Genomic DNA, 21,868 nt, shown 5'->3' with positions numbered 1-21,868 from the left:
AGGCGCCCCGATCAATCCTCGTCATCCAGATCGTCCATCTCTGTCCCCGTCGTGGTCGCGTGGAAAACCGGAACGAAAAGCCGCATATAGACCAGCCGCACGGTCCAGCCCTGTTCCAGTGCCTCCGTCCATGCCTTCTTGCGGCCTGGTTTCTTGAAGGCCTTGCCGATGGCTTTTTTCTCGCTTTTCGCAAATGTCTCGGGCTGCAGAATATTCTGCGGCGAGCAGAGCGCGTAGCCTTTCCTGAAGGCGGGCGGTGGGCGGCGCGGGTCGATCATGTTCATGGGCGTTCACTTTCAGCCAGCGTGCAGGAAACGAATCGCTTCGTCGCGGCGGTGCAGGTAGAGCAGGGTGCGTAGGGCATCGCCGCGTGGACCTGTCAGTTCGGGATCACGCTCGATGACATAGGCTGCGTCCTTGCGGGCGATTTCGAGAAGATCGGCATGGGCCTCGAGGCTGGCGATGCGGAAGCCCGGCGTGCCGGACTGGCGGGTGCCGAGCAGCTCGCCTTCACCGCGAAGCTTCAAATCCTCCTCGGCGATCAGGAAGCCATCCTCGCTGTCGCGCAGGATGGAGAGTCGTGCGCGGCCGTTTTCGCTGAGCGGGCCCTTGTAGAGCAGGATACAGGTGGAAGCCTCGTCGCCGCGTCCGACGCGGCCGCGCAGCTGGTGAAGCTGAGCAAGACCGAAACGTTCGGCATGTTCGATGACCATGATCGTCGCATCCGGCACATCGACACCGACTTCCACCACGGTCGTCGCCACCAGCAGCCGGGTTTCGCCGCTCTTGAAAGCGAGCATCGCAGCATCCTTCTCCGGGCCGCTCATGCGCCCGTGAATGAGGCCGATATTGGCGCCAAGCATCTGCGACAGAACCGCATGCCGCTCTTCTGCGGACATCAGGTCGGATTCCTCCGTTTCCTCCACCAGCGGGCAGATCCAGTATGCCTTCTTGCCGTCTTTTAGCGCTGCGCGCAGCCGTTCGACGATGTCGCCGATGCGTTCGGTGGGGATCGTCACGGTCTGGATGGGTTTGCGGCCGGCCGGTTTTTCGGTGAGCTTGGAAACGTCCATATCGCCGAAGGCGGCCAGAACCAGTGTGCGGGGAATGGGCGTGGCGGTCATCACCAGCATATGCGGCGTGATGCCCTTGGCGGTGAGGCGCAGGCGCTGGTGCACGCCGAAACGGTGCTGTTCATCCACAACGGCCAGCACGAGGTTCCTGTAACTCACGCTGTCCTGAAACAGCGCGTGGGTGCCGATGACGATCTGCGCTTCGCCCGAGGCCACCCGCTCCTCGATCTCGCGGCGCTCCTTGCCCTTGGTGCGGCCGGTCAGCACTTCGACGGTGATGCCCGCTGCCTGCGCGAGTTTGGAGATGGTGGCGTAATGCTGGCGGGCGAGGATTTCGGTGGGCGCCATCAGCACCGCCTGTCCGCCGGCCTCCACCGCAGTCGCCATGGCCATCAGCGCCACCAGCGTCTTGCCCGCACCGACATCGCCCTGCAGCAGCCGCAACATGCGGTCTTCGCCGGCCATGTCGGTCAGGATATCCTTGACCGCAGCGCTTTGGCTCGCCGTCAGCGAGAAGGGCAGCTGAGACAGGATTTTTGCGGCGACATCACCCTTGGCGCGGATCGGCTGGCCCGCCACCTTGCGCAGTCGCTGGCGTACCAACGCCAGTGACAGCTGTCCGGCGAGGAATTCGTCGTAGGCGAGCCGCCTGCGCGCCGGGGCCTGCGGTTCGATATCGGCGCTGTCGCGCGGATCGTGCAGTTCACGGAAGCTCGAAGCAACATCGCCGAAACCCTGCCTGGTCTTGAGCGTCTCGTCGATCCATTCCGGGAAGGCCGGCAGCTTTGACAGCCCGCCCTCGATGGCGCGGCGCAGCACCTTGGGCGATAGACCGGCGGTCATGGGATAGACCGCTTCCACCAGAGGCAGGTTTTCCGCCTCGGAAAGCTTCACCATGAAATCCGGATGCACCATGGAGGCGCGGCCGTTAAACCAGTCCACCTTGCCGCTGACGAGAACCTCTTCATCGACGGGCAGGGCTTTGGACAGCCAGTCGCCCTTGGCGCGGAAAAAGGTCAACGCCAGTTCGCCGGTCTCGTCATGCAGGAAGACGCGATAAGGCGCGGAGCGGTTTCCCGGCGGTGGCGGCTGGTGGCGGTCGACGCGTCCCTGAATGGTGACAATAGCGCCGGGGCTGGCCAGCGCAATGCCGGGGCGGTTGCGGCGGTCAATGACGTTGGATGGCGCGTGGAACAGGAGATCGATCACGCGGGTGTCGTCAGCGCTTTCCCGGCTCAAGAGCTTGGCCAGAAGATCGGCAAGTTTCGGCCCCACACCGGCAAGGGTGGAGACGGAGGCAAACAGCGGATCGAGAATGGCCGGGCGCATGGGTCAGCAAAATCGGGGAAGGGGGCGGCTTATGCAAGACTTCGCTGGTCACAAAGGCGGGTTATCACCGGCAGATTTTCACTACTTCGGCATTATTTCGATAAAAACCGGTTCCCAAGCGTTCGCCTCCTGTTCTATAGGAGGTCGCAGTCAACAATTTGTTGATTAATCAACCGAAAGGTGAATGCGATGACTGGACTGGTGCGCACGAGTGCCGACCTCGATCCGAGACGCCGGCGGATTCTTTACCGCTGCTGGCACCGGGGCATTCGCGAGATGGATCTGGTGCTCGGGCAATTCGCGGAAGACAATATTGCCGGGCTTTCCGATGAGCAGCTCGATGAGCTGGAAGTCATCATGGCGGAAGAGGATAACGACCTCGTCAAGATGGTGACCGGCGCGCTTGCCATACCGGAAAAATTCCAGACCCCGCTGTTTGAGAAGATCGCCTCCTACCGTCCCGATTTCGATCTCGTCACCACTGACACCCTGAAAGCCTGAGAATATGATAGCCGGATTCGATGCAAAGCTGGTGTCGTCGGCCGATACGCCGCTGACCATCGGAAACGTACCATCAGGCATGGAAGCCCTTTTGCTTGCTGACATGGCACGGGCGGGCACGTCGGTGGCCTATGTGATGTCGGACGGCCAGCGGGTCGCCGATCTCGAACAGATCCTCGGTTTCGTTGCACCGGATATTCCTGTTATGACGCTGCCGGCCTGGGACTGCCTGCCCTATGACCGCGTGTCACCGAGCGCCGACACCTCTGCGCGCCGGCTGGCAGCGCTCTCCGGTCTGATCTCTCACGCCAAGAAGCCGCATCCGGCCATCGTGCTGGTCACCGTCAACGCCATGCTGCAGAAGATGGCGCCACGCGACATCATCGAAAGCCTGGGCTTTTCGGCGCGCCCCGGCAACCAGATTCGCATGGAGGAGATTGCCGCGCGGCTGGAGCGCAACGGTTTCGACCGGGTGGCAACGGTGCGTGAGGTGGGCGAGTTCGCCGTGCGCGGCGGCATTCTCGATGTCTTCGTGCCGGGCACGGAAGAACCGGTGCGGCTCGATTTCTTCGGCGATACGCTGGAAAGCATCCGCACCTTCGATCCGGCCAGCCAGCGTACCATCGGCCAGGCGCGCTCGCTCGATCTGAACCCGATGAGCGAAGTGACGCTGACGCCGGATACGATCAGCCGGTTTCGCAAGAATTACCTGTCGCTGTTCGGCGCGGCGACGCGTGACGATGCTCTTTATCAGGCTGTCTCCGAAGGCCGCCGTTATGCCGGCATGGAGCATTGGCTGCCACTGTTTTATGAGCAGCTGGAGACCGCTTTCGATTATCTGAGGGGCTTCCGTATCGTCACCGATCATACGGCGCGGGAGGCGGCGAAAGAACGCTCCAAGCTGGTGCTCGATTATTACGATGCGCGCCGCAGCTCCGGCGAAACCAAGGGCTCGACGCAGGGTGCGCCCTACAAGCCGGTTTCGCCCGGCCAGCTTTATCTCGATGGCAAGAGTTTCGATGCGGAACTCTCAGCCGTCAACGCGGTGCGCCTGACGCCCTTCAACGAGCAGGACAGCGAAGGCCGCCCGGTTGCCACGCTCGATGCCCATGTCGGGCCGCGCTGGGCGCGGCCGCCAACCGAAGGCGAGAGCGAAGAACGGGTCAATGTCTTCGATCTGGCCGTGAAGCATATTGCCGAGCGCCGCGCCAAGGGTTGGAAGGTGCTTATAACAGGCTGGTCGGAAGGTTCGCTCGACCGGCTGCTGCAGGTGCTGAACGAGCATGGGCTTGAGAAAATCAAGCCGGTCACCTCGCTGAAAGAGGTGGAGAAGCTCGGAAAAGGCGAGGCGGCCTCGGCGGTGCTGAGCCTCGAAGCGGGTTTCGAGACTGGAAACCTTGCCGTCATCGGGGAGCAGGATATTCTCGGCGACCGTATGGTGCGTCGCTCGAAGCGTCGCAAGCGCGGTGCCGATTTCATCTCGGAAGTGGCCGGGCTGGACGAGGGCTCGCTGGTCGTCCATGCCGAACATGGTATAGGCCGTTTCGTCGGCCTGCGGACCATCGAGGCGGCGGGTGCGCCGCGTGCGTGTCTGGAACTGCATTATGCCGATGACGCCAAGCTGTTCCTGCCGGTTGAAAACATCGATCTTTTGTCCCGTTACGGTTCCGATGCGGCGGAAGCGCAGCTCGACAAGCTTGGCGGTGGCGCATGGCAGATGCGCAAGGCCAAGCTCAAGAAGCGCCTGCTCGACATGGCCGATGAGCTTATCCGCATTGCGGCCGCGCGTCTGGTGCGCCATGCGCCGGTGCTGACAGCGCCGGATGGGCTTTATGACGAATTCGCCGCCCGTTTCCCCTATGACGAGACGGAAGACCAGCTGAACGCCATCGAAGCCATCCGCGAGGATCTCGGTGCCGGCCGGCCGATGGACCGGCTCATCTGCGGCGATGTCGGTTTCGGCAAGACAGAAGTGGCCCTGCGCGCCGCTTTCCTTGCCGCCATGAATGGCGTGCAGGTGGCGGTGGTGGTGCCGACGACGCTGCTGTCGCGCCAGCATTTCCGCACTTTCTCGGAACGTTTCCGCGGATTGCCCATCCGGGTGCAGCAGGCTTCGCGCCTTGTCGGCTCCAAGGAACTGACGCTGACGAAAAAGGAAGTGGCTGATGGCAAGACCGATATCGTCGTCGGCACCCATGCGCTGCTGGGTGCGGGCATCAGTTTTGCCAATCTCGGCCTGCTCATCATCGATGAAGAGCAGCATTTCGGCGTGAAGCACAAGGAGCGCCTGAAAGAGCTGAAGAGCGATGTGCATGTGCTGACGCTGTCTGCGACGCCCATTCCACGCACCTTGCAGCTTGCCATGACGGGCGTGCGGGAATTGTCGCTTATCACCACGCCGCCGGTGGACCGCATGGCGGTGCGCACCTTCATTTCGCCCTTCGATCCGCTGGTGATCCGCGAGACCTTGATGCGTGAGCATTATCGTGGCGGCCAGAGTTTTTACGTCTGCCCGCGTCTTGCCGATCTCGCCGATATCCATGCCTTCCTGCAATCGGATGTGCCGGAACTGAAGGTGGCCGTGGCGCACGGCCAGATGCCGGCGGGTGAACTCGAAGACATCATGAATGCCTTCTACGACGGCAAATATGACGTGCTGCTGTCGACCACCATCGTCGAATCCGGCCTCGACGTGCCGACTGCCAACACGCTGATCGTGCATCGCGCCGATATGTTCGGCCTCGCCCAGCTGTACCAGCTACGCGGCCGCGTCGGCCGGTCCAAGGTGCGCGCCTTCGCGCTCTTCACCCTGCCGGTCAACAAGGTGCTGACGACGATGGCCGAGCGGCGGCTGAAGGTGCTGCAGTCGCTCGATACGCTGGGCGCCGGCTTCCAGCTGGCGAGCCACGACCTCGATATTCGCGGTGCGGGCAATCTGCTCGGCGAGGAACAATCCGGCCATATCAAGGAAGTCGGTTTCGAGCTTTACCAGCAGATGCTGGAAGAGGCGGTTGCCGAAGTGAAGGGCGATGAGCAGGTGCAGGATAGCGGCTGGTCGCCGCAAATCTCGGTCGGCACCTCGGTCATGATTCCGGAAGATTATGTTCCCGATCTGCATCTGCGCATGGGGCTTTACCGCCGCCTTGGCGAGCTTGCCGATATCAGCGAGATCGACGGTTTCGGCGCGGAAATGATCGACCGTTTCGGCCCGCTGCCGAAAGAGGTGCAGCATCTGCTCAAGATCGTCTACATCAAGTCTCTCTGCCGCATTGCCAATGTCGAGAAGCTGGATGCCGGGCCGAAGGGCGTTGTCGTGCAGTTCCGCAACAAGGAATTCCCGAATCCGGGCGCGCTGGTCGGTTACATCGGCAAGCAGGGATCGATGGCGAAAATCCGCCCCGATCACAGCCTGTTTCTGAACCGCGATCTGCCGACGCCGGAAAAGCGGCTGACGGGTGCGGCAATGATCATGACGCAGCTTGCGGAACTGGCTCGGTCGTAGATTTGAGCTTCAGGGGGTGCCCGTTCGACAACTGACCGAAGGTGGGTGGGGTTTACCCCCCTCTGCCCTGCCGGGCATCTCCCCCTCAAGGGGGGGAGATCGGCAGGAGGCCCTTTCCTCGCTTCATCCTCAAACGTTGAGAGGGGCGAAACCTAGCCGCAGATCGATCTCCCCCCTTGAGGGGGAGATGCCCGGCAGGGCAGAGGGGGGTAAAGCTCCACCCACCTTCGGCCCGCTAACAAATGGCCAATCCTCGGAAAACCCAGCCCGCAAGGCTCAGCGAGAATTACCGCGATGTAACGAAACGGACATGCGCCGGTAGTCTTTGCGGGCGTAATCTTTGCCTGATACCCGGTGCGGCGGATCGTGAAGCCGCCGGGTGATGAAGGAGCAGGACGATGTGGACCAATATCAACAGGTTTGCCACCGCTGGTCTGGTTGCTTTGACAATTGCGGGCACCACAATTGCCACCACCAGTCAGGCGGAAGCGCGCAATAATTTCGGCCGCGGCCTTGCCGCCGGCATCGCAGGCACGATCATCGGCGGAGCGCTTATCGCCGGGGCAAGACATCCCGGTTACGCTTACGGCCCCGCCTATTACGCGCCGGCTTACGGTCCACCCGTCTACGCTGCGCCGGCTTATGGCCCGCCGGTTTATCCGCGCTGCCATGTGGCTTGGAGGCAGAATGCCTGGGGTGACATGTATCGGGTCAGGGTTTGCGATTGATCGACTGGCAGACCGGCGGTGTGCAGAGCGTCGTCGGTTTTTGCATGTTTTTAGCTAGCGGCTGTCTTCCGGGGTGATGCCAACAGCCACATTCTGGTCGGTAGCCGCAATCGAGGCGGGAAGCGGTACTTTTCTCTGTTTTTCACGGATCAGCGTCAACAGGCCGGAGCCGACGATGAGGGCGATGCCGATCAGCATCCATCCGTCGATACGGTCGCCGAATATCAGATAACCGAACAGGATGGCCCAGAGCATCTGGCTATATTGCGTCGGGCCGATCATCGCGGCCGGCGCATATTGGGCGGCATACATGACCAGCACGTTGCCGAGCGCGCCGAGCAGGCCGTATCCCGCCAGCAGCAGCCATTGCTCGCCGGCTGGCATGATGAAGGTCGGGACCATCGCGATGCCGCTTATGGTGAGACAGCCGAGCACACCAGCACCATACAGCGAGACATTCTTTTCCGACGGGCCCATGGCGCGGAAAATGACAATGCTGAGCGCGCCGCTGAAGCCGCCGATGATGGCGCCGAGATGGCCGATGCCGAGTTCGCGGAAGCCCGGACGCAGGATGACCAGCACGCCGAGGAAACCGATGATGACGGCTGACCAGCGCTTGATGCCCACTTGTTCCTTCAGAAACACCACCGACATGATGGTGACGAAGGAAGGCAGCAGGAAGATCAGCGCGAAGGCTTCGGCCATGGAAAGATGGGTAAAGGCGGTCACGCTGCCGACGGCACCCGTGCCGGCGGCAAAAAAGCGGATGATCCACAAGGGCCGGTTTGTCGTCTTCACCACATCCAGCCAGCTGTCATTGCGCTTGCGGATGAATGGCAGGGCGACGAGGCCGAACACGGCGCCGAAAAAGACCGATTCGATCGGCGAAATCTGGCCTTCTATGAGTTTAACGCTCGCATCGCTCCAGGCGTAGGCAGCGAAGGCGGCAAAGGCGAGCAGAATGCCTTTCAGGGTCTGGTCGGACACGGAAACACCGGCGGAAAATCGAGTTGCAGAAAACCGCCGGTGGTTTGGCCGTCAGTTCATCGATCTATGCTCGTCCGCCTTGATTTTTGCAATATCCCGCAATGCAGCAATCAGGATGTCAGGCGTTTGTGCACCGCTTATGGCGTATTTCTGGTCGATGATGAAGAAGGGTACGCCGGCGACGCCCATCTGCTGCGCAGCGTCGATTTCGGCAACGATCGTATCCTTGTCCGCGTCGGAGGCGAGCAGCCGCTCGACCACTTTCGCGTCCATGCCAGCCTTTGCGGCAATGTCTGTCAGCACAGCATGATCGCCGATATTGCGGCCTTCCTCGAAATTGGCCTTGAAAAGGCCGGTCACGACCTTCTCCTGGAGATCGCGGCCTTCGGAATGAGCCCAAAGCGACAGGCGGTGTGCGTCGAGCGTGTTCGGCCCGATCTCGATCGCGTCGAAATCGTAATTGATGCCGACTTCCTTGCCGAGTTGCACCAGAGTGGCATGGGCCTGTTCTAGGCGCTCCTTGCCGAGCTTTTCCTCGAGAGCGGCTTTCTGGTCGACGCCTTCCGGTGGGTAGTCCGGATTGAGGCGGTAGGGACGCCAGTTCACGTCGACGCTGATTTCATCCTGCACTTCGGCAATGGCGAGATCCAGCCGCGCCTTGCCGAGGTAACACCACGGGCAGACCATGTCCGATACGACGTCAACAACGATTCGTTCCATGGCTGAGGTTCCTTATATGATCGACCTGACGGTGGCAGGTTATTGCGCCCGCGCGTCCCACCAGGTCTGTTTCTGATTGCCCTGTATTGGTGTCATATCCGGGCGGTCGATATATTTCCAGCGTGCGATCCATTGGGCGCCGATGTAATAGAGCGGAATTATATAATGGCCGGCCACAAGCAGGCGGTCGTAGGCGCGCACCGCTGCCTGAAAGTCTTCCGTCGAGCGGGCCTGCAACAGCGCCTCTATCATCCGGTCTATGTCGGGATTGGCAACACCCGCATAGTTGAAGCTCCCCTGCGCATCACGCGAAAGCGAATTCCAGCGGTTCAGTTGCTCCATACCAGGCGAAAGCGACGAGGGCAGGGAGCGGATGATCATGTCATAATCGAAGCTGTTCGAGCGGGACTGGTATTGTCCGTCATCGACGGAGCGGATGCCCATCGCGACGCCGATCAGGTTCAGCGAACGTTGATAGGCAAGCGCGATGCGTTCCTGCGCCGGGTTCTGCGTCATGATCTCAAAGGCGAGCTGGCGCCCATTGGCATCGGACATCTTACCGTTCTTGATGCTGTAACCAGCCTCTTTCAGCTTGTCGACGGCCATCTTCAGCACCTTGCGGTCGGCACCCGTGCCGTCGGTTTCGGGCAGGGCGTAGGTGCCGGCCAGCAGTTCCGGCGACATGGTCTTCGCTGCGTCGCCCAGCAGCGCCAGCTCGCGCTCGTCGGCGGCGTTGCCGTAAGCGCCGAGCGGCGAATTCTGCCAGTAGCTTTGGGTGCGCTTGAAGGAGCCGCCGAGGATGTTTTTGTTCATCCACTCGAAATCGAACGCATAGGTGAGGCCCTCGCGCACCTTCTCGTCGGCGAAGACGGGACGTCGTGTATTGAAGACGAAGCCGAACATGCCGGTCGGCAGGCGCGGCTGGAACACGTCCTTGACGATATCGCCGCGATGGACGGCCGGGAAATTATAAGCCTGGCCCCAATGGGAGGTGTCGGAGGTGCCGTTGATGGCGTCACCCTCTGGGTAGATGTCGATATCGCCCTTCTTGAAGGCCTCGAACATGGTCGTGACCTGAAGGAAATAGGTGATGCTGATTTCGTCGTAATTATCGAAGCCGACTTTGCCGGGGATATCCTTGCCCCAGTAATCGGGGTTTCGCTCCCAGATGATTCGTTCACCCGGGCGCAGCGTTTTGATTCGGTAGGGGCCGGAGCCGATAACATCGCCAAGGCCCGCCTGTTCGAATTTTTCCGGATCGGTCGCATGTTTCGGCAGGATCGGCGTGGAGGAGGCGAGAATGAGCGGGGTTTCGCGGTTGGCCTTGTCGTTGAAGGTGAAGCGCACGCTGCGATCGCCAATTTTTTCCATCTTGGCCACGCCGTCGAGGCGGCTGTTGAAAGGTGGGCGGCCTTTGTCCTTAAGCAGGTTGAAACTGAAAATCACATCGTCAGGTGTGACCGGCTGACCATCCGACCATTTCGCCCTTGGATTGATGTTGAATTGAACGAAGCTGCGCTCATCGTCCCATTCCACCGTTTCTGCAAGCAGGCCATAGAGGCTGAAGGGCTCGTCGCTCGAGCGCAGCATTAGCGGCTCGTAAAGCAGATTGCCGAATTCCGGGTCCCAGACACCACGCGCCGTGGTGCGCATTCCCTTGAGAACAAAGGGATTGAGGCTGTCGAAGGTGCCCACCACGCCGTAGGAAATGCGACCGCCTTTTTTCACGTCCGGATTGACATAGGGCAGGTGCCGGAAATCGGCAGGAAGGGCAGGCGTGCCATGCATGGAGATGCCGTGTAGCGGCTGTGCCTGCGCTGCCCCAGCTGGAAGCAGGGATGATCCCAAAAGGAACAATGCGGGGATGAGGGCCGCAAGGTTGCGCATGTCATTATCCTGTCTAACTATCCGTCCGATGATCGTTACGATGGTTTATCGTCATGATTCTGGCAGATATGTAGCACAGGGACATTGCAGGACCCATGCGAGTGCGGGAAATCTTGGGTCCGCTCAAGAAAAAGTTAAAGAAGTGCTGGATATCGCCGCGATCGGCATGTAACAGGGTGGCCGGAAGAGACGGGTCACGCATTTGCCTCATTTAAACGACAGTTGAACGGGCAGAAGGATACCGCCATCGGCGAACAGGATCTTGCGGTTCTGTTCTGGCAGACATTCAGGAGACGGAACTCTTATGATGCACAAGGCAAACACATTCACCCGGACAGCTCTGTCCGCTCTGGTCCTTTCTCTCGGCGCAATGTCTGCTCCGGCAATCTCGCAGGCGCAGGATGCTGCTCCCGCCGCTCAGGGCGCTGGCGCTCCGCCGCTCGGCTGGTTCAAGACCTGCTCCAAGCAGGAAGACAACGACGTCTGCGTCGTGCAGAACGTGGTTCTTGCCCAGAACGGCCAGATGATCACGGCTGTCGGCCTCATTACCGTTGAAGGTAAGGTCAACCGTAAGCTGCTGCAGGTCTCGGTCCCCACCGCGCGTCTCATCCCTCCGGGCGTGATGATGCAGATCGACGGCGGCAAGGGCCAGAAGCTCGATTACGCCGTTTGCCTGCCCGACAAGTGCACGGCCGAAGTTCCGCTGACGGACGCCATGATCGCTTCGCTGAAGAAGGGCAACGAGGTGGTCTTCACCTCCATCAACTTCCGCCGCGCACCGAACCCCATCAAGATCGCGCTCACCGGTTTCACCGGCGCTTTTGACGGTCCGGCCATCTCGCAGTCGCAGCTTGCCGAAAGCCAGCGCAGCTTGCAGGAAGGCATGCAGAAGAAGGCTGAAGAGGCCCGCAAGAAGCTGGAAGCCGCACAGGACGCCGCCAAGGGCGCGCCGAAGCCCTGATTGCAGCGTAAGCTTCAGGAACAGAAAAACCGGTCTGGCGACAGACCGGTTTTTTTATGTCCCGGGGAGGGCGGGGGAAAGTTGGCGCGGCGTCAATGCGCCGTCGACATTTTCGGTCGCCATTCGCCGTTCGGTGCTTTGTCGAAGATGCGGCCGATATTGGGATTTCTCAGCGGCGTCTCATTTTCGTCATGGACGAGGTTCTGTTCGGAAACGTAAGCGACATATTCAGTCTCCTCGTTTTCAGCCAGAAGATGATAGAAGGGCTGGTCGCGATCCGGCCTGATTTCCGCGGGGATGGCGTTCCACCATTCCTCGGTATTGGCATATTCCGGGTCCACGTCGATCACCACACCGCGGAACGGAAACACCTTATGGCGAACGATCTCGCCAAGCGTGAATTTTGCGTCTCTTTGTTTCATGGCATGAACTTCCTTTCCCAATACTAGTTGGGTGCGTAATGCGAAATATCAAGACCTAGCGGTTTGGCGGCTGTCTGCCGGCCGGCTCAGCGTCTTCTGCCGATCGGCGCGGTGGCCAGAATGACGCCCCCGGTGACCAGCACAATTCCCACGGCGTGATAGGCCTCGAAGGTCTCCCCAAGGAACAGCGTGGCCATGAGGATCGAGACCGGCGGCATCATATAAAGCGTGACCCCCGCCGTGGCGGGACCGAAGACGCGTACGGTATGGGTGAAGCAATAAAAGGCCAAGAGTGAGGCGAACAGGATGATGCCGCCGATCTTGGCCCAGGCCATTGGGGTGGCGGGCAACATGCCGCCCTGCGCCAGTTCCAGCGCCGCCGGCGGCAGAAGCACGAGCGCGCCGGAAAAGGCGATCAGGCCGAAAAGGCTGAAAGAGGCCATCTGTCGCGCGGCGGGATCGCGCAGCAGCAGCGAGTAGATCGCAAAGCAGATGGCTGCGGTCAGGATCGCGAAATCGCCAATGTTGAAATTCAGGCGCCAGAGGGCGGACACATCGCCCTTCAGCACGATGGCCGCCACGCCGGCAAAGGCGATGACCATGCCAGCCACTTCGAGCCTGCGGATCGGGCGGCCCTGAAAGACGCGCTGGAACAGGATGATGAACAGCGACGACGTCGTATAGATCAGTGTGCCGTTGGCGGCCGTCGTCATGGTCAGCCCCCAATAGACCACGCCGCCGCAAATTCCCATGCCCAGAATGCCGAGGACGAGCCAGAGCAGCGTTTTCCGCCGCACGAAAGCAAGGCAGTTGCGCCAGTCGGCGATCATGAAGGGGGCGATGATGAGGGTCGAGCCGATCCAGCGAATGAAGGCGGCGATGAAAGGCGAGACTTCGCCGACGACGCCACGGCCGAAAATGACATTGCTGGAGAAAAAGAACGGCACCGCCAGAAAGATGAGCCAGTCCGTGAGGCGCGTTTGCTGAGAGGCTGGCTTGTTCGACATTCTTCGCAATGATGGCTGGGTTCCAAAAGAAAACGGCGGCTTTCCGGGGAAAACCGCCGAGATGGATCGAGCGCTCCTGTAGAGCGCTCGCAGGGCCGATCAGGCCGAGTAGTACATGTCGAATTCGACGGGGTGAGGGGTCATTTCGAAACGCATGACTTCCTGCATCTTCAGTTCGATGAACGAGTCGATCTGGTCGTCGTCGAACACGCCGCCAGCGGTCAGGAACTTGCGATCCTTGTCGAGGCTTTCGAGCGCTTCACGCAGCGAACCGCAGACGGTCGGGATCTTCTTCAATTCCTTGGCAGGAAGGTCGTAAAGGTCCTTGTCCATCGGCTTGCCGGGGTGGATCTTGTTCTTGATGCCGTCGAGGCCGGCCATCAGCATGGCCGCAAAACCGAGATAGGGGTTCTGGGTCGGATCCGGGAAGCGGACTTCGACGCGCTTTGCCTTCGGGTTGGAGCCGAAGGGGATACGGCAGGAAGCAGAGCGGTTGCGCGCGGAGTAGGCGAGCAGAACCGGCGCTTCATAACCCGGCACCAGACGCTTGTAGGAGTTGGTGGTCGGGTTGGTGAAGGCGTTGATCGCCTTGGCGTGCTTGATGATACCGCCGATGTAATAGAGGCAGGTCTCGGAGAGGCCGGCATATTCATCGCCTGCGAAGGTCGGCTTGCCGCCCTTCCAGATGGACTGGTGAACGTGCATGCCCGAACCGTTGTCGCCGAAGATCGGCTTCGGCATGAAGGTTGCCGTCTTGCCATAGGCATTGGCGACCTGGTGCACGACATACTTGTAGATCTGCATCTTGTCGGCGCTGGAGACCATCGTGTCGAACTTCACGCCCAGCTCGTGCTGCGCAGAAGCGACTTCATGGTGGTGCTTTTCGACGACGACGCCCATTTCGGCCAGAACCGTCAGCATTTCGGAGCGCATATCCTGCAGGCTGTCGATCGGCGGAACCGGGAAATAACCGCCCTTGACGCGCGGGCGGTGACCGAGGTTGCCGGTCTCGTAATCGGTGTCGTCGTTGGAGGGCAGTTCCGACGAATCCAGCTTGAAGCCGGTGTTGTAGGGGTCTGCCTTGTACTTCACGTCGTCGAAGACGAAGAATTCCGGCTCGGGGCCGACGAAAACCGTGTCGCCGATACCGGATGCCTTAAGGTAAGCTTCGGCCTTCTTGGCGGTGCCGCGCGGGTCGCGGTTATAGGCTTCGCCCGAGACCGGGTCGAGAATGTCGCAAAGGACGACGAGGGTGGACTGGGCGAAGAACGGATCGATATGGGCGGTGGCCGGATCGGGCATCAGCACCATGTCGGACTCGTTGATGGCCTTCCAGCCGGCGATCGAGGAGCCGTCGAACATGACGCCATCGGCGAACATGTCTTCGTCCACACAGACAACATCCATGGTGACGTGCTGCAGCTTGCCCTTGGGGTCGGTAAAGCGCAGGTCCACGAACTTGATGTCGTTATCCTTGATCTGCTTCAAGATATCGTTTGCGGTCGTCATTTAAACATTTTCCTTGAGTGTGATGATGACGAGGTGAAAACCCAAGCCTCCCCGGCTCGGGACGTTCTTGATTATATGGCGTCAACGCCTGTTTCACCGGTACGGATGCGGATGACTTCCTCGACATTGGAAACAAAAATCTTTCCGTCGCCGATACGTCCTGTCTGGGCCGCATTGCGGATCGCCTCGATGACGGCTTCCGCATTCTCATCCGCCAATACGACTTCGACTTTCACTTTCGGCAAAAAGTCCACAACGTACTCCGCACCGCGGTAGAGTTCCGTGTGTCCCTTCTGACGACCAAAGCCTTTTGCTTCCGTGACCGTGATTCCCTGAAGTCCGACTTCCTGAAGGGCTTCCTTCACTTCATCGAGCTTGAAAGGCTTAATGATCGCTTCGATCTTTTTCATGAGAAAATATCTCTCCGCTTCTCCCGTTAAAGCAGGTAACTCCCGCTCTGCCACAAGAATGCACGTATTGTGCCAGATCGGAAGCGGGCTTGAAGAAAAAACTTCGATCCCCCGGCCTTCCGGCACAAAATGCATTCGATTTTTGCGCTTTTCCAGCCAATTTCTCGCCGAAACGCGAAATATCGACCAGCATTTATGCGCATTTGTATTATTTTAGGAATACTTGATATTAGAAGGCGTACAGATGTGGCTCGGATTGATTGTCTATATTTTATGCATTTGATTATTATTTAGTCGCACAAAATTGCTTATTTTTGTATCGATTGCCTTTTCGGCGTTTTGAAGGGATGATCGGGCATGAAATTCCTGTCTCCGTTTTCCCTTTTCGATCCTGCTACGATGGCGCTTGTCGATGCGGCGGCCGGGCAGTCCGGCATTCCGCTCTATGATCTGATGGAGCGGGCGGGTCAGGCGGTCGCCTCTTCCGCGTTGCGGCACTATCCACAGGCGCTGCGTTTCGTCGTGCTCTGCGGCGGCGGCAATAATGGCGGCGATGGTTATGTGGCGGCGCGGGCGCTTTTGCACAGCGGAGCGGTCGTCGCGGTTCATCATCTCGGCGATGTCGGCGCGCTCAGGGGCGATGCGCGGACGGCATTCCAGCGAAGCGGCGTGACGCCGCTGCCGCTCGGCGACTATAGGCCGTTCTCGGGCGACGTGGTGATCGACGCGGTATTCGGGGCTGGATTGTCCCGCGATGTTCCGCAGGAACTTATCCGCGTGATCGAGGCGGTCACGCAGGCGAAGGCGCCGGTTCTCGCCGTCGATCTGCCCTCGGGCCTCTGCGGCAGACGGGGCGTGCCTCTCGGCGCATCGTTCAGGGCTGAGCGTACGGTGACCTTCATGGCGCGCAAGCCGGGTCATCTGCTGATGCCGGGGCGGGCGCTTTGTGGAACGCTCGAGGTGTTCGATATTGGCATTCCGTCCCGTATCCTCGATGCCCACGCGGGAGCGGTGGCAGAAAATAGCCCGCCGGTCTGGCGGGATGTCTTGCCTCATGCCGATATGGAAACCCACAAATTCCGTCGCGGGCACCTGACCGTGTTTTCCGGCCCGGCCCATGCGACGGGTGCAAGCCGCATGACCGCGCTTTGTGCACTGAAGGCGGGGGCGGGGATCGTCACCATCGCCGCGCCGAGGCAAGCGCTCGACGTGCTGTCCGTCACGCTAACGGCGGTGATGAACGCGCCGGTGGACGATGCCGACGATCTGCGGTCGTGGCTGAATGATAGGCGTCATGGCACTTTCGTTCTCGGCCCGGGTTTCGGCGACCTCGAAAAGGCGCGGCAATACGTGTCCCTGCTTGGAGACAAGGCGGTGGTGCTGGATGCCGATGCAATTACGGCTTTCAGCGATCATAGGGAGGCCCTGTTTGCGCGCGTCGGGTCGGGCGCGGGCAAATTCGTGCTGACGCCGCATGAGGGAGAGTTTGCGCGACTGTTTCCCGATCTTGTCGCCGACAAGATGTTGAGCAAGATCGAAAGGGCGCAGATCGCCTCGGCGCGCAGTGGCGCGGTGCTGGTCTATAAAGGTGCGGACACGGTGATTGCCGCACCCGACGGCCGGGCGCTGGTCAACACCAATGCGCCAGCGAGCCTTGCTACGGCTGGATCAGGCGATGTGCTGGCCGGCGTCATCGGCGCGCTTTTGGCGCAGGGTACGCCGGCCTTCGAAGCGGCTGCGGCCGGGGTCTGGCTGCATGGCGAGGCCGGCCATAGGGCAGGTGACGGCATGACGGCGGAGGACCTTGGTCATGCGGTTCGGCCGTTTTTGTGAACTGTTTTCCGGTTGAGGCCAGGCGCGTACCATCGCGCCTGAGAGGTTAGAGCCGCCTTCTCAATGCGCGGCCTTGCCCGCCTGATTCGCCATAGCCATTCTCGATGCGCTGATCAGGAGCTTGCGTTCGGCGCGCTCCTGCTGCGGGGTGCGGTTATAGATTTCGCGATAACACTTGGAAAAATGCGAGGCGGAGACGAAACCGCAGGCGACGGCGACTTCGACCACCGGCATGGCCGATTGCACCAGCAGGTGGCGGGCGCGGTCGAGGCGGATTTCGAGATAATAGCGGGCGGGCGAGCGACCCATCTCCTGGCGGAAGAGGCGTTCCACCTGCCGGCGCGAAAGATCGGCCGCGTCGGCGATGTCGAGCAGCGACAGCGGTTCGGCGAGATTGCCTTCCATCAATTCGATGATCGACAGGACCTTGCTGTTCTGGACGCCGAGGCGGGCGCGCAGCGGCAGGCGCTGACGGTCATTGGGGCTGCGCACCCGGTCGGTCAATTGCTGTTCGCAGACGCGGTTGACGAGGTTTTCACCGAAATCCTGGCCGATCAGGCTCAGCATCATGTCAAGCGAAGCCGTGCCGCCGGCGCAGGTGTAGATGTTGCTATCGACTTCGAAGAGGTCGGCATAGACTTCCACCTGCGGGAAGGCCTCGGAAAAACCGGGCAGGTTCTCCCAGTGGATCGCGCAACGCTTGCCGTTCAAAAGGCCGGCCTGTGCCAGAATATGGGCGGCGGTACAGAGGCTGCCTATGGCGATGCCACGATTATAGGCTTCGCGCAGCCAGGCGTTGACGGACTTGTTGATGTGTTGGTCCACATCGATGCCCGAACAGATGATCGCCATTTCCGGGCGGTTTTCGCCGCTGACGTAACGCCGCTCATCGGCAAGACAGGTGTCGGCCTCCAGACAGATGCCGCTTGATGACATGACCTTCTGGCCATCAAGCGAGGAGAGGCGCCACTCATAGGCCTGATAGCCCAACATTCGGTTGGCGATGCGAAGCGTTTCAACCGCTGCAGCGAATGGCAGCATGGTAAATTGCGGAATGAGAAAAAAGACGATTGAGCGTTTCTTCTGGGAGTTCCTGCTCATTTGCCCGTGCTCCGTTGCGAATACGCAATTCCTCTCTTGGAATTGGTCTTCTGGATGTCCTGCCTACGACATCTTTAACGAAAAATACGCCGTGGAATCGGGGCTGTCAAAAAATCGCTTTTGAAATATGCAAATTTTGCGACAAGTCTTAAAAAAAGGCGGTGTGTCGCATGTAAAACAGGCAGGCTGTTTTGCGCGCTCGTCCTTGCACCAGACGGGTTGGCGGGGATGGCTCGCACATCTGAAAACGTTGCGAGCCATCGTTTGAATGTCATCTGCGGATGACGTTTATGCGGCTGTTGTCCGTCGTCGGCCATCCGATATCCTTCAATGTTTCAGGAGGCAGTGCTTCCAGTGCACGAAGCATTTTTTCGCGACGCCATGCCGCATAACGGGTGGAAACATGGTCGGACAGGCGATGAAGCCAGCCGCTGGATGACGGACGGTGCGAGGAACGGTTCGCCACCGGTAGATAATGTATCATGGTCATGTCTTGATCCTTTCCTGAACCACGATCCTGTTTGCGATTTCTATAGTCGCCGCCGACGAGGCTCGATGCTCCCCGTCAATCGATGTCCCGGATGGTGCGCGCTTGTTGACATTCAATCAAACGAAATGATATCCATCTATAAATCAAAATATTTGAAGGTGCGTGCCATGACCGTGACTTTCCGCCAGCCGCTGCCGTTGCTGGATAACGACATATTGAGAACCTTCGTCGCCATCGCGGAAACGGGAAATTTCTCCACCGCCGCGGAAGTGGTGTTCAGAACGCCTTCCGCCGTTTCCATGCAGATCAAGAAGCTCGAAGAGCAGTTGAAAACGACGCTTTTCCTGCGCGACGCCCGCTCGGTGACATTGACGGCGCATGGCGAGACGCTTCTGACCTATGCGCGGCGGATGATTGCGTTGTCCAACGAGGCCGTGTCTCGTTTCGTCATGCCCGAACTTTCCGGCGTCGTCCGTCTCGGCGCGCCGGAAGATATTGGCGAGCGCGGCCTGCTGCCGGGCATTCTCAAGCGCTTCGCCGAGGCTTTCCCCGGCATCATGATCGACGTCACCATCGATTCCAGCTCCAATCTCTACAAGCGCATGGATGAGCAGAGGCTCGATCTCGCCCTCGTCAACTGCGCCTCCCATCCCTTGCGGGATACGGGCGAGGTGCTGATGCGCGAGCGGCTTGTCTGGGCAGGCGCCAAATGCGGCGCCGCCTATTTGCACGATCCGCTGCCCATCTCCATCTGGGAAGACGGCTGCATCTGGCGTTCGGAAGCGATTAATTCGCTGGAAAAGCGAGGGCGCAATTTTCGGGTGGCCTATCTCAGCGGTCATACCATGGCGCAACGTGCGGCGATTGTCGCCGATCTCGCCATCGCGCCGCTGCCGCGATCTTATGTGCAGAACGACATGGTCATTCTGGGCGAGAAGGAAGGCCTGCCGGAGCTTGGGTGTTTCGATATCCGCCTGATCATGGGCGACAAGGCGTCCCGTCCTGTTCTTGCCGTCGCTGAAAGCATTCGCAATGCGTTTCTCGAGGTTGCCAAGGCGGCTTGAGGCCTCGGGAGTACGCGGCGGCCATGGCCCGTCGCGCCGCCGGAATGGCGGTTTTTAGAGTATTTTTGGCGCATTTCCGGACGGAAACCGGGGTCCGCTTTTCCCGGAAATGCTTTAGCCAGCCCTTGAATCCGGCGATGCAGAACGGTCCGCTGCGCCGGTTTGCCAGCTTCCACGTTTGACCAGCCAGTCGGCCGAATTCTGCAATCCGCCGAAGGGAAAGACGTGAATTTGCCGTATCGGCCCTTGCGGATTGGCCTGCCAGTGCCGCTCGATCGGCCCGACGATGCTTTCCGGCGAGTGTCCTCTGGCAAGCGTCGTCAGGGAAAGCGCGTTTTTCTTCAGATAGGCAATGGAATTGCCGACACCGCAGAGTGCTGCATATTTCAAGAGCGTCGTGATTTTGGCCGGGCCGGAAACGCCGATATGCACCGGGAGCTCAATGCCAGACGCGATAAGCCCTTCCGCCCAGGCGATGAAACGGGCGGGATCAAAACCGAACTGCGTGACGATGCGCATGGCGGCATCGCTTCTTTCCGCAAAATCGCGTTTCAACCGGAGTGCGGCCATTGCCGTGTCGTCGTTGAAGTCCGGGCTGCCTTCGGGGTGGCCGGCGATGGCAATCTGATTTATGCCCCAACGGTCGAAAATGCCGGTGGACAACATGTCCATGCTGGATGCGAAGGGGCCGACCGGCCGTTCGACGCCGCCGCCGACAACGAGAACATCTGTTACGCCCGCTTCTCCGGCAAGCCGTCTGACCTGTTCTACAAACGCCGCGCTTGAAGGGATGCGTCGTGCTGCAAGATGCGGCACCGGTTCGTAACCGAAGTCGCGCAAATGCGCTGCGGCTTCAACGAGCCTTTCCTGCGAGGCCGCTCCGGTGTCGGTGAGATAGACGCGCACGCCCTGCGGAAAAAGGCCAGCAAGGTCGGTCGCGCCAAGCACCTGCGCGGGCGAGGCTTCGATGGAGGCGGGAATGATGGGAGCAGCGGAAATATCGGGCAATTTGTGCGTGATCCTTTTTATTACCATGCACCTATTTCGCGGCGAAGTCTGTGCCTGTTGCGGCAAGACAGGCTTGCATCTGCGACGAAGCTCGCCCCCAATTCATTGACGTGCGGTTTTACCAGATTCGTTTCGTCAGGCCATTCCACAGCCAGGTCCAGATGGTTGGCGGGAAGCGCAGTACCGATTTGCCGGGCGAAGGCGGCTGCGGCGCAAGGCTGCCGGAAAGGGCGTCCTCTATGGCGCTGACGGCGATATCCACCGAAGCGGCGGTCAAGAGCAGCGGATAGGTGGCAATCGTGTCGGAAGGCGAGGGTTTCAGCCGCTTTTCGTAGAGCGTGGCGCCGGTATCCACACCCTTGTCGACCAGATGCACGGTCGCGCCGAAATTGCCGCGGTCCCTTTCCACCAGTGCCCAGTAACCGCCCATCTGGCCACGATATGCGGGGTTGATGCCGGCGTGGAAATTGATGACCGGGCATTGCAGGGCTTGCAGCGTGGCTGGCGTCAGCAGGCGGCAGGAAATGGTGAAGATCGCCGCCGGTTTCAGCAGATTGGCGGCGTTGCGGCATTCTTCATCGTTGAGCGAGGCGAATTGCGTGACGGGAAGGCTGTGGTGGAGATCGGCGGAAAGACCGTGTTCGGCGATGATCTCAGCGCTTCTACGCACCGTGAAGCGTTTGCCGAGCCGTGAGGCGATCATCGTCGCCATCTGGCCTGCGGCGATTATCCAGCCCAGTCGGCGCGCACGCCGCCGGAAAATCACCGACTTGCTTTCCGGCTGCTCCATGAAAACATGGATATCGGGAAATCGTGTCGCCAGCGCATTGATCATGACATTGGGGTTTGCGCCCCCGGCCGTCATCACCAGAAGCCGATTGTTGATGTCAGTCATATCACCCACGGGATTTTCCTAAGCCATGATCCAGATGCCGAGTTTCACGCGTGAACTTCAAAACCATGTTAATTTTCATCGACGGGATTTTTTGAAATGCCGCTGGAACCGTTTTTTCGGACTCACGTTATTGTGACGCATATCACATCGGCGCTTGCCTTTGGACGGCAAGTCATAGGGGAGTAGTTTCACATGATTACACGTATTCTTTCGACCGTTTTCGTGGCCTTGCTGACCGTTGTCACCCTGAGTTCCTGCGGCAACACCATTCGCGGCATGGGCCGGGATACGGCAAACGCCGTTGACGCGACGCAGGATGCCGGCCGCAGCGTGGACCGCGCAGCGCGCCGTTAATCGACTCCCCTCCCGGAAAGGCGTTGCCCGAAAACCAGGGCGACGCCTTTTCTTTGACCGAATTTCCCTGCGAATGTTCGCCTGATG

20 protein-coding genes are annotated in these 21,868 nt (G+C 60.0%); 7 read left to right on the top strand and 13 right to left on the bottom strand.

Translation table 11 applies throughout. The features are described from left to right. Positions 1-11: 11 nt before the first annotated feature. Both O9X91_RS23175 and recG read right to left on the bottom strand, forming a co-directional pair. Positions 12-284, bottom strand: a complete 273-nt coding sequence (locus tag O9X91_RS23175; protein ID WP_077982073.1) for a hypothetical protein — start codon at positions 282-284, stop codon at positions 12-14. A 12-nt stretch (positions 285-296) separates the two neighbouring features. Then, positions 297-2,402: an ATP-dependent DNA helicase RecG gene (gene recG, locus O9X91_RS23170; RefSeq protein WP_077982074.1), complete on the bottom strand. Its 2,106-nt coding sequence runs from the start codon at positions 2,400-2,402 to the stop codon at positions 297-299. Positions 2,403-2,591: 189 nt separating this feature from the next. Between recG and O9X91_RS23165 the strand changes: the two genes are divergently transcribed. The 3 genes from O9X91_RS23165 (at position 2,592) to O9X91_RS23155 (ending at position 7,133) form a co-directional block, all read left to right on the top strand. Beyond that, entirely contained in the window at positions 2,592-2,903 is a 312-nt protein-coding gene (locus tag O9X91_RS23165; RefSeq protein ID WP_077982075.1) for an FAD assembly factor SdhE, read from the top strand. 4 nt (positions 2,904-2,907) lie between these two features. Beyond that, on the top strand, positions 2,908-6,405 hold the full coding sequence (mfd, locus tag O9X91_RS23160; protein WP_142912343.1) for a transcription-repair coupling factor: 3,498 nt from the start codon (positions 2,908-2,910) through the stop codon (positions 6,403-6,405). A 398-nt stretch (positions 6,406-6,803) separates the two neighbouring features. Then, positions 6,804-7,133: a hypothetical protein gene (locus tag O9X91_RS23155; RefSeq protein ID WP_137410512.1), complete on the top strand. Its 330-nt coding sequence runs from the start codon at positions 6,804-6,806 to the stop codon at positions 7,131-7,133. Positions 7,134-7,187: 54 nt separating this feature from the next. Here O9X91_RS23155 and O9X91_RS23150 read toward each other — a convergent pair whose 3' ends face one another. The 3 genes from O9X91_RS23150 to O9X91_RS23140 are packed head-to-tail and all read right to left on the bottom strand — an operon-like array spanning position 7,188 to position 10,727. Beyond that, the gene (locus O9X91_RS23150) at positions 7,188-8,120 is read right to left on the bottom strand and encodes a DMT family transporter (RefSeq protein WP_077982078.1); all 933 of its coding nucleotides are present in this window, start codon (positions 8,118-8,120) and stop codon (positions 7,188-7,190) included. A 51-nt stretch (positions 8,121-8,171) separates the two neighbouring features. Next, positions 8,172-8,840, bottom strand: coding sequence for a DsbA family oxidoreductase (locus tag O9X91_RS23145; protein WP_077982079.1), 669 nt, complete (start codon positions 8,838-8,840; stop codon positions 8,172-8,174). Positions 8,841-8,879: 39 nt separating this feature from the next. After that, positions 8,880-10,727, bottom strand: coding sequence for an extracellular solute-binding protein (locus O9X91_RS23140; RefSeq protein WP_269834098.1), 1,848 nt, complete (start codon positions 10,725-10,727; stop codon positions 8,880-8,882). 304 nt (positions 10,728-11,031) lie between these two features. On the opposite strand from O9X91_RS23140, the gene O9X91_RS23135 reads away from it, so the two are divergent. Further along, positions 11,032-11,688 (top strand): invasion associated locus B family protein, encoded by a 657-nt coding sequence (locus tag O9X91_RS23135; RefSeq protein WP_077982081.1) that lies wholly within the window; start codon positions 11,032-11,034, stop codon positions 11,686-11,688. A 92-nt stretch (positions 11,689-11,780) separates the two neighbouring features. Here the strand turns inward: O9X91_RS23135 and hspQ are convergent, their stop codons facing one another. The 4 genes from hspQ to O9X91_RS23115 all read right to left on the bottom strand — a co-directional run bounded on the left by hspQ (position 11,781) and on the right by O9X91_RS23115 (position 15,036). Continuing rightward, positions 11,781-12,110 carry a heat shock protein HspQ gene (hspQ, locus tag O9X91_RS23130; RefSeq protein ID WP_003508038.1) on the bottom strand — a complete coding sequence of 110 codons (330 nt, stop codon included), beginning with the start codon at positions 12,108-12,110 and terminating at the stop codon, positions 11,781-11,783. An 86-nt stretch (positions 12,111-12,196) separates the two neighbouring features. Then, the gene (locus O9X91_RS23125; protein WP_191217995.1) at positions 12,197-13,117 is read right to left on the bottom strand and encodes a DMT family transporter; all 921 of its coding nucleotides are present in this window, start codon (positions 13,115-13,117) and stop codon (positions 12,197-12,199) included. Positions 13,118-13,216: 99 nt separating this feature from the next. Then, positions 13,217-14,626: a type I glutamate--ammonia ligase gene (gene glnA, locus O9X91_RS23120; protein WP_077982083.1), complete on the bottom strand. Its 1,410-nt coding sequence runs from the start codon at positions 14,624-14,626 to the stop codon at positions 13,217-13,219. A 71-nt stretch (positions 14,627-14,697) separates the two neighbouring features. Next, the gene (locus O9X91_RS23115; RefSeq protein ID WP_003515720.1) at positions 14,698-15,036 is read right to left on the bottom strand and encodes a P-II family nitrogen regulator; all 339 of its coding nucleotides are present in this window, start codon (positions 15,034-15,036) and stop codon (positions 14,698-14,700) included. 357 nt (positions 15,037-15,393) lie between these two features. Here O9X91_RS23115 and O9X91_RS23110 point away from each other — a divergent pair, with 357 nt between their 5' ends. After that, positions 15,394-16,869, top strand: a complete 1,476-nt coding sequence (locus O9X91_RS23110; RefSeq protein ID WP_269834097.1) for an NAD(P)H-hydrate dehydratase — start codon at positions 15,394-15,396, stop codon at positions 16,867-16,869. A 60-nt stretch (positions 16,870-16,929) separates the two neighbouring features. Here O9X91_RS23110 and O9X91_RS23105 read toward each other — a convergent pair whose 3' ends face one another. Next, entirely contained in the window at positions 16,930-17,970 is a 1,041-nt protein-coding gene (locus O9X91_RS23105) for a GlxA family transcriptional regulator (RefSeq protein WP_077982085.1), read from the bottom strand. A gap of 271 nt (positions 17,971-18,241) precedes the next feature. Further along, the gene (locus O9X91_RS23100) at positions 18,242-18,460 is read right to left on the bottom strand and encodes a hypothetical protein (RefSeq protein ID WP_077982086.1); all 219 of its coding nucleotides are present in this window, start codon (positions 18,458-18,460) and stop codon (positions 18,242-18,244) included. Positions 18,461-18,585: 125 nt separating this feature from the next. On the opposite strand from O9X91_RS23100, the gene O9X91_RS23095 reads away from it, so the two are divergent. Further along, complete coding sequence (locus O9X91_RS23095; RefSeq protein ID WP_269834096.1) at positions 18,586-19,524, top strand: LysR family transcriptional regulator; 939 nt, start codon at positions 18,586-18,588, stop codon at positions 19,522-19,524. Between the two features lie 114 nt (positions 19,525-19,638). Here the strand turns inward: O9X91_RS23095 and O9X91_RS23090 are convergent, their stop codons facing one another. Together O9X91_RS23090 and O9X91_RS23085 are read right to left on the bottom strand one after the other, a co-directional pair. Continuing rightward, positions 19,639-20,559, bottom strand: a complete 921-nt coding sequence (locus O9X91_RS23090) for a methylenetetrahydrofolate reductase (RefSeq protein ID WP_269834095.1) — start codon at positions 20,557-20,559, stop codon at positions 19,639-19,641. A 91-nt stretch (positions 20,560-20,650) separates the two neighbouring features. Then, positions 20,651-21,427: a formyl transferase gene (locus tag O9X91_RS23085; protein ID WP_077982088.1), complete on the bottom strand. Its 777-nt coding sequence runs from the start codon at positions 21,425-21,427 to the stop codon at positions 20,651-20,653. A gap of 192 nt (positions 21,428-21,619) precedes the next feature. Between O9X91_RS23085 and O9X91_RS23080 the strand changes: the two genes are divergently transcribed. Beyond that, positions 21,620-21,781 (top strand): entericidin domain-containing protein, encoded by a 162-nt coding sequence (locus O9X91_RS23080; RefSeq protein WP_004442283.1) that lies wholly within the window; start codon positions 21,620-21,622, stop codon positions 21,779-21,781. The last annotated feature ends 87 nt before the right edge of the window (positions 21,782-21,868 follow it).

Source organism: Agrobacterium salinitolerans, assembly GCF_027498475.1.
In the GTDB taxonomy this organism is placed as follows: Bacteria; Pseudomonadota; Alphaproteobacteria; order Rhizobiales; family Rhizobiaceae; genus Agrobacterium; species Agrobacterium salinitolerans.
Note: the sequence above shows the minus strand (reverse complement) of the source record. Positions and strands in the feature narration are given on the sequence as shown.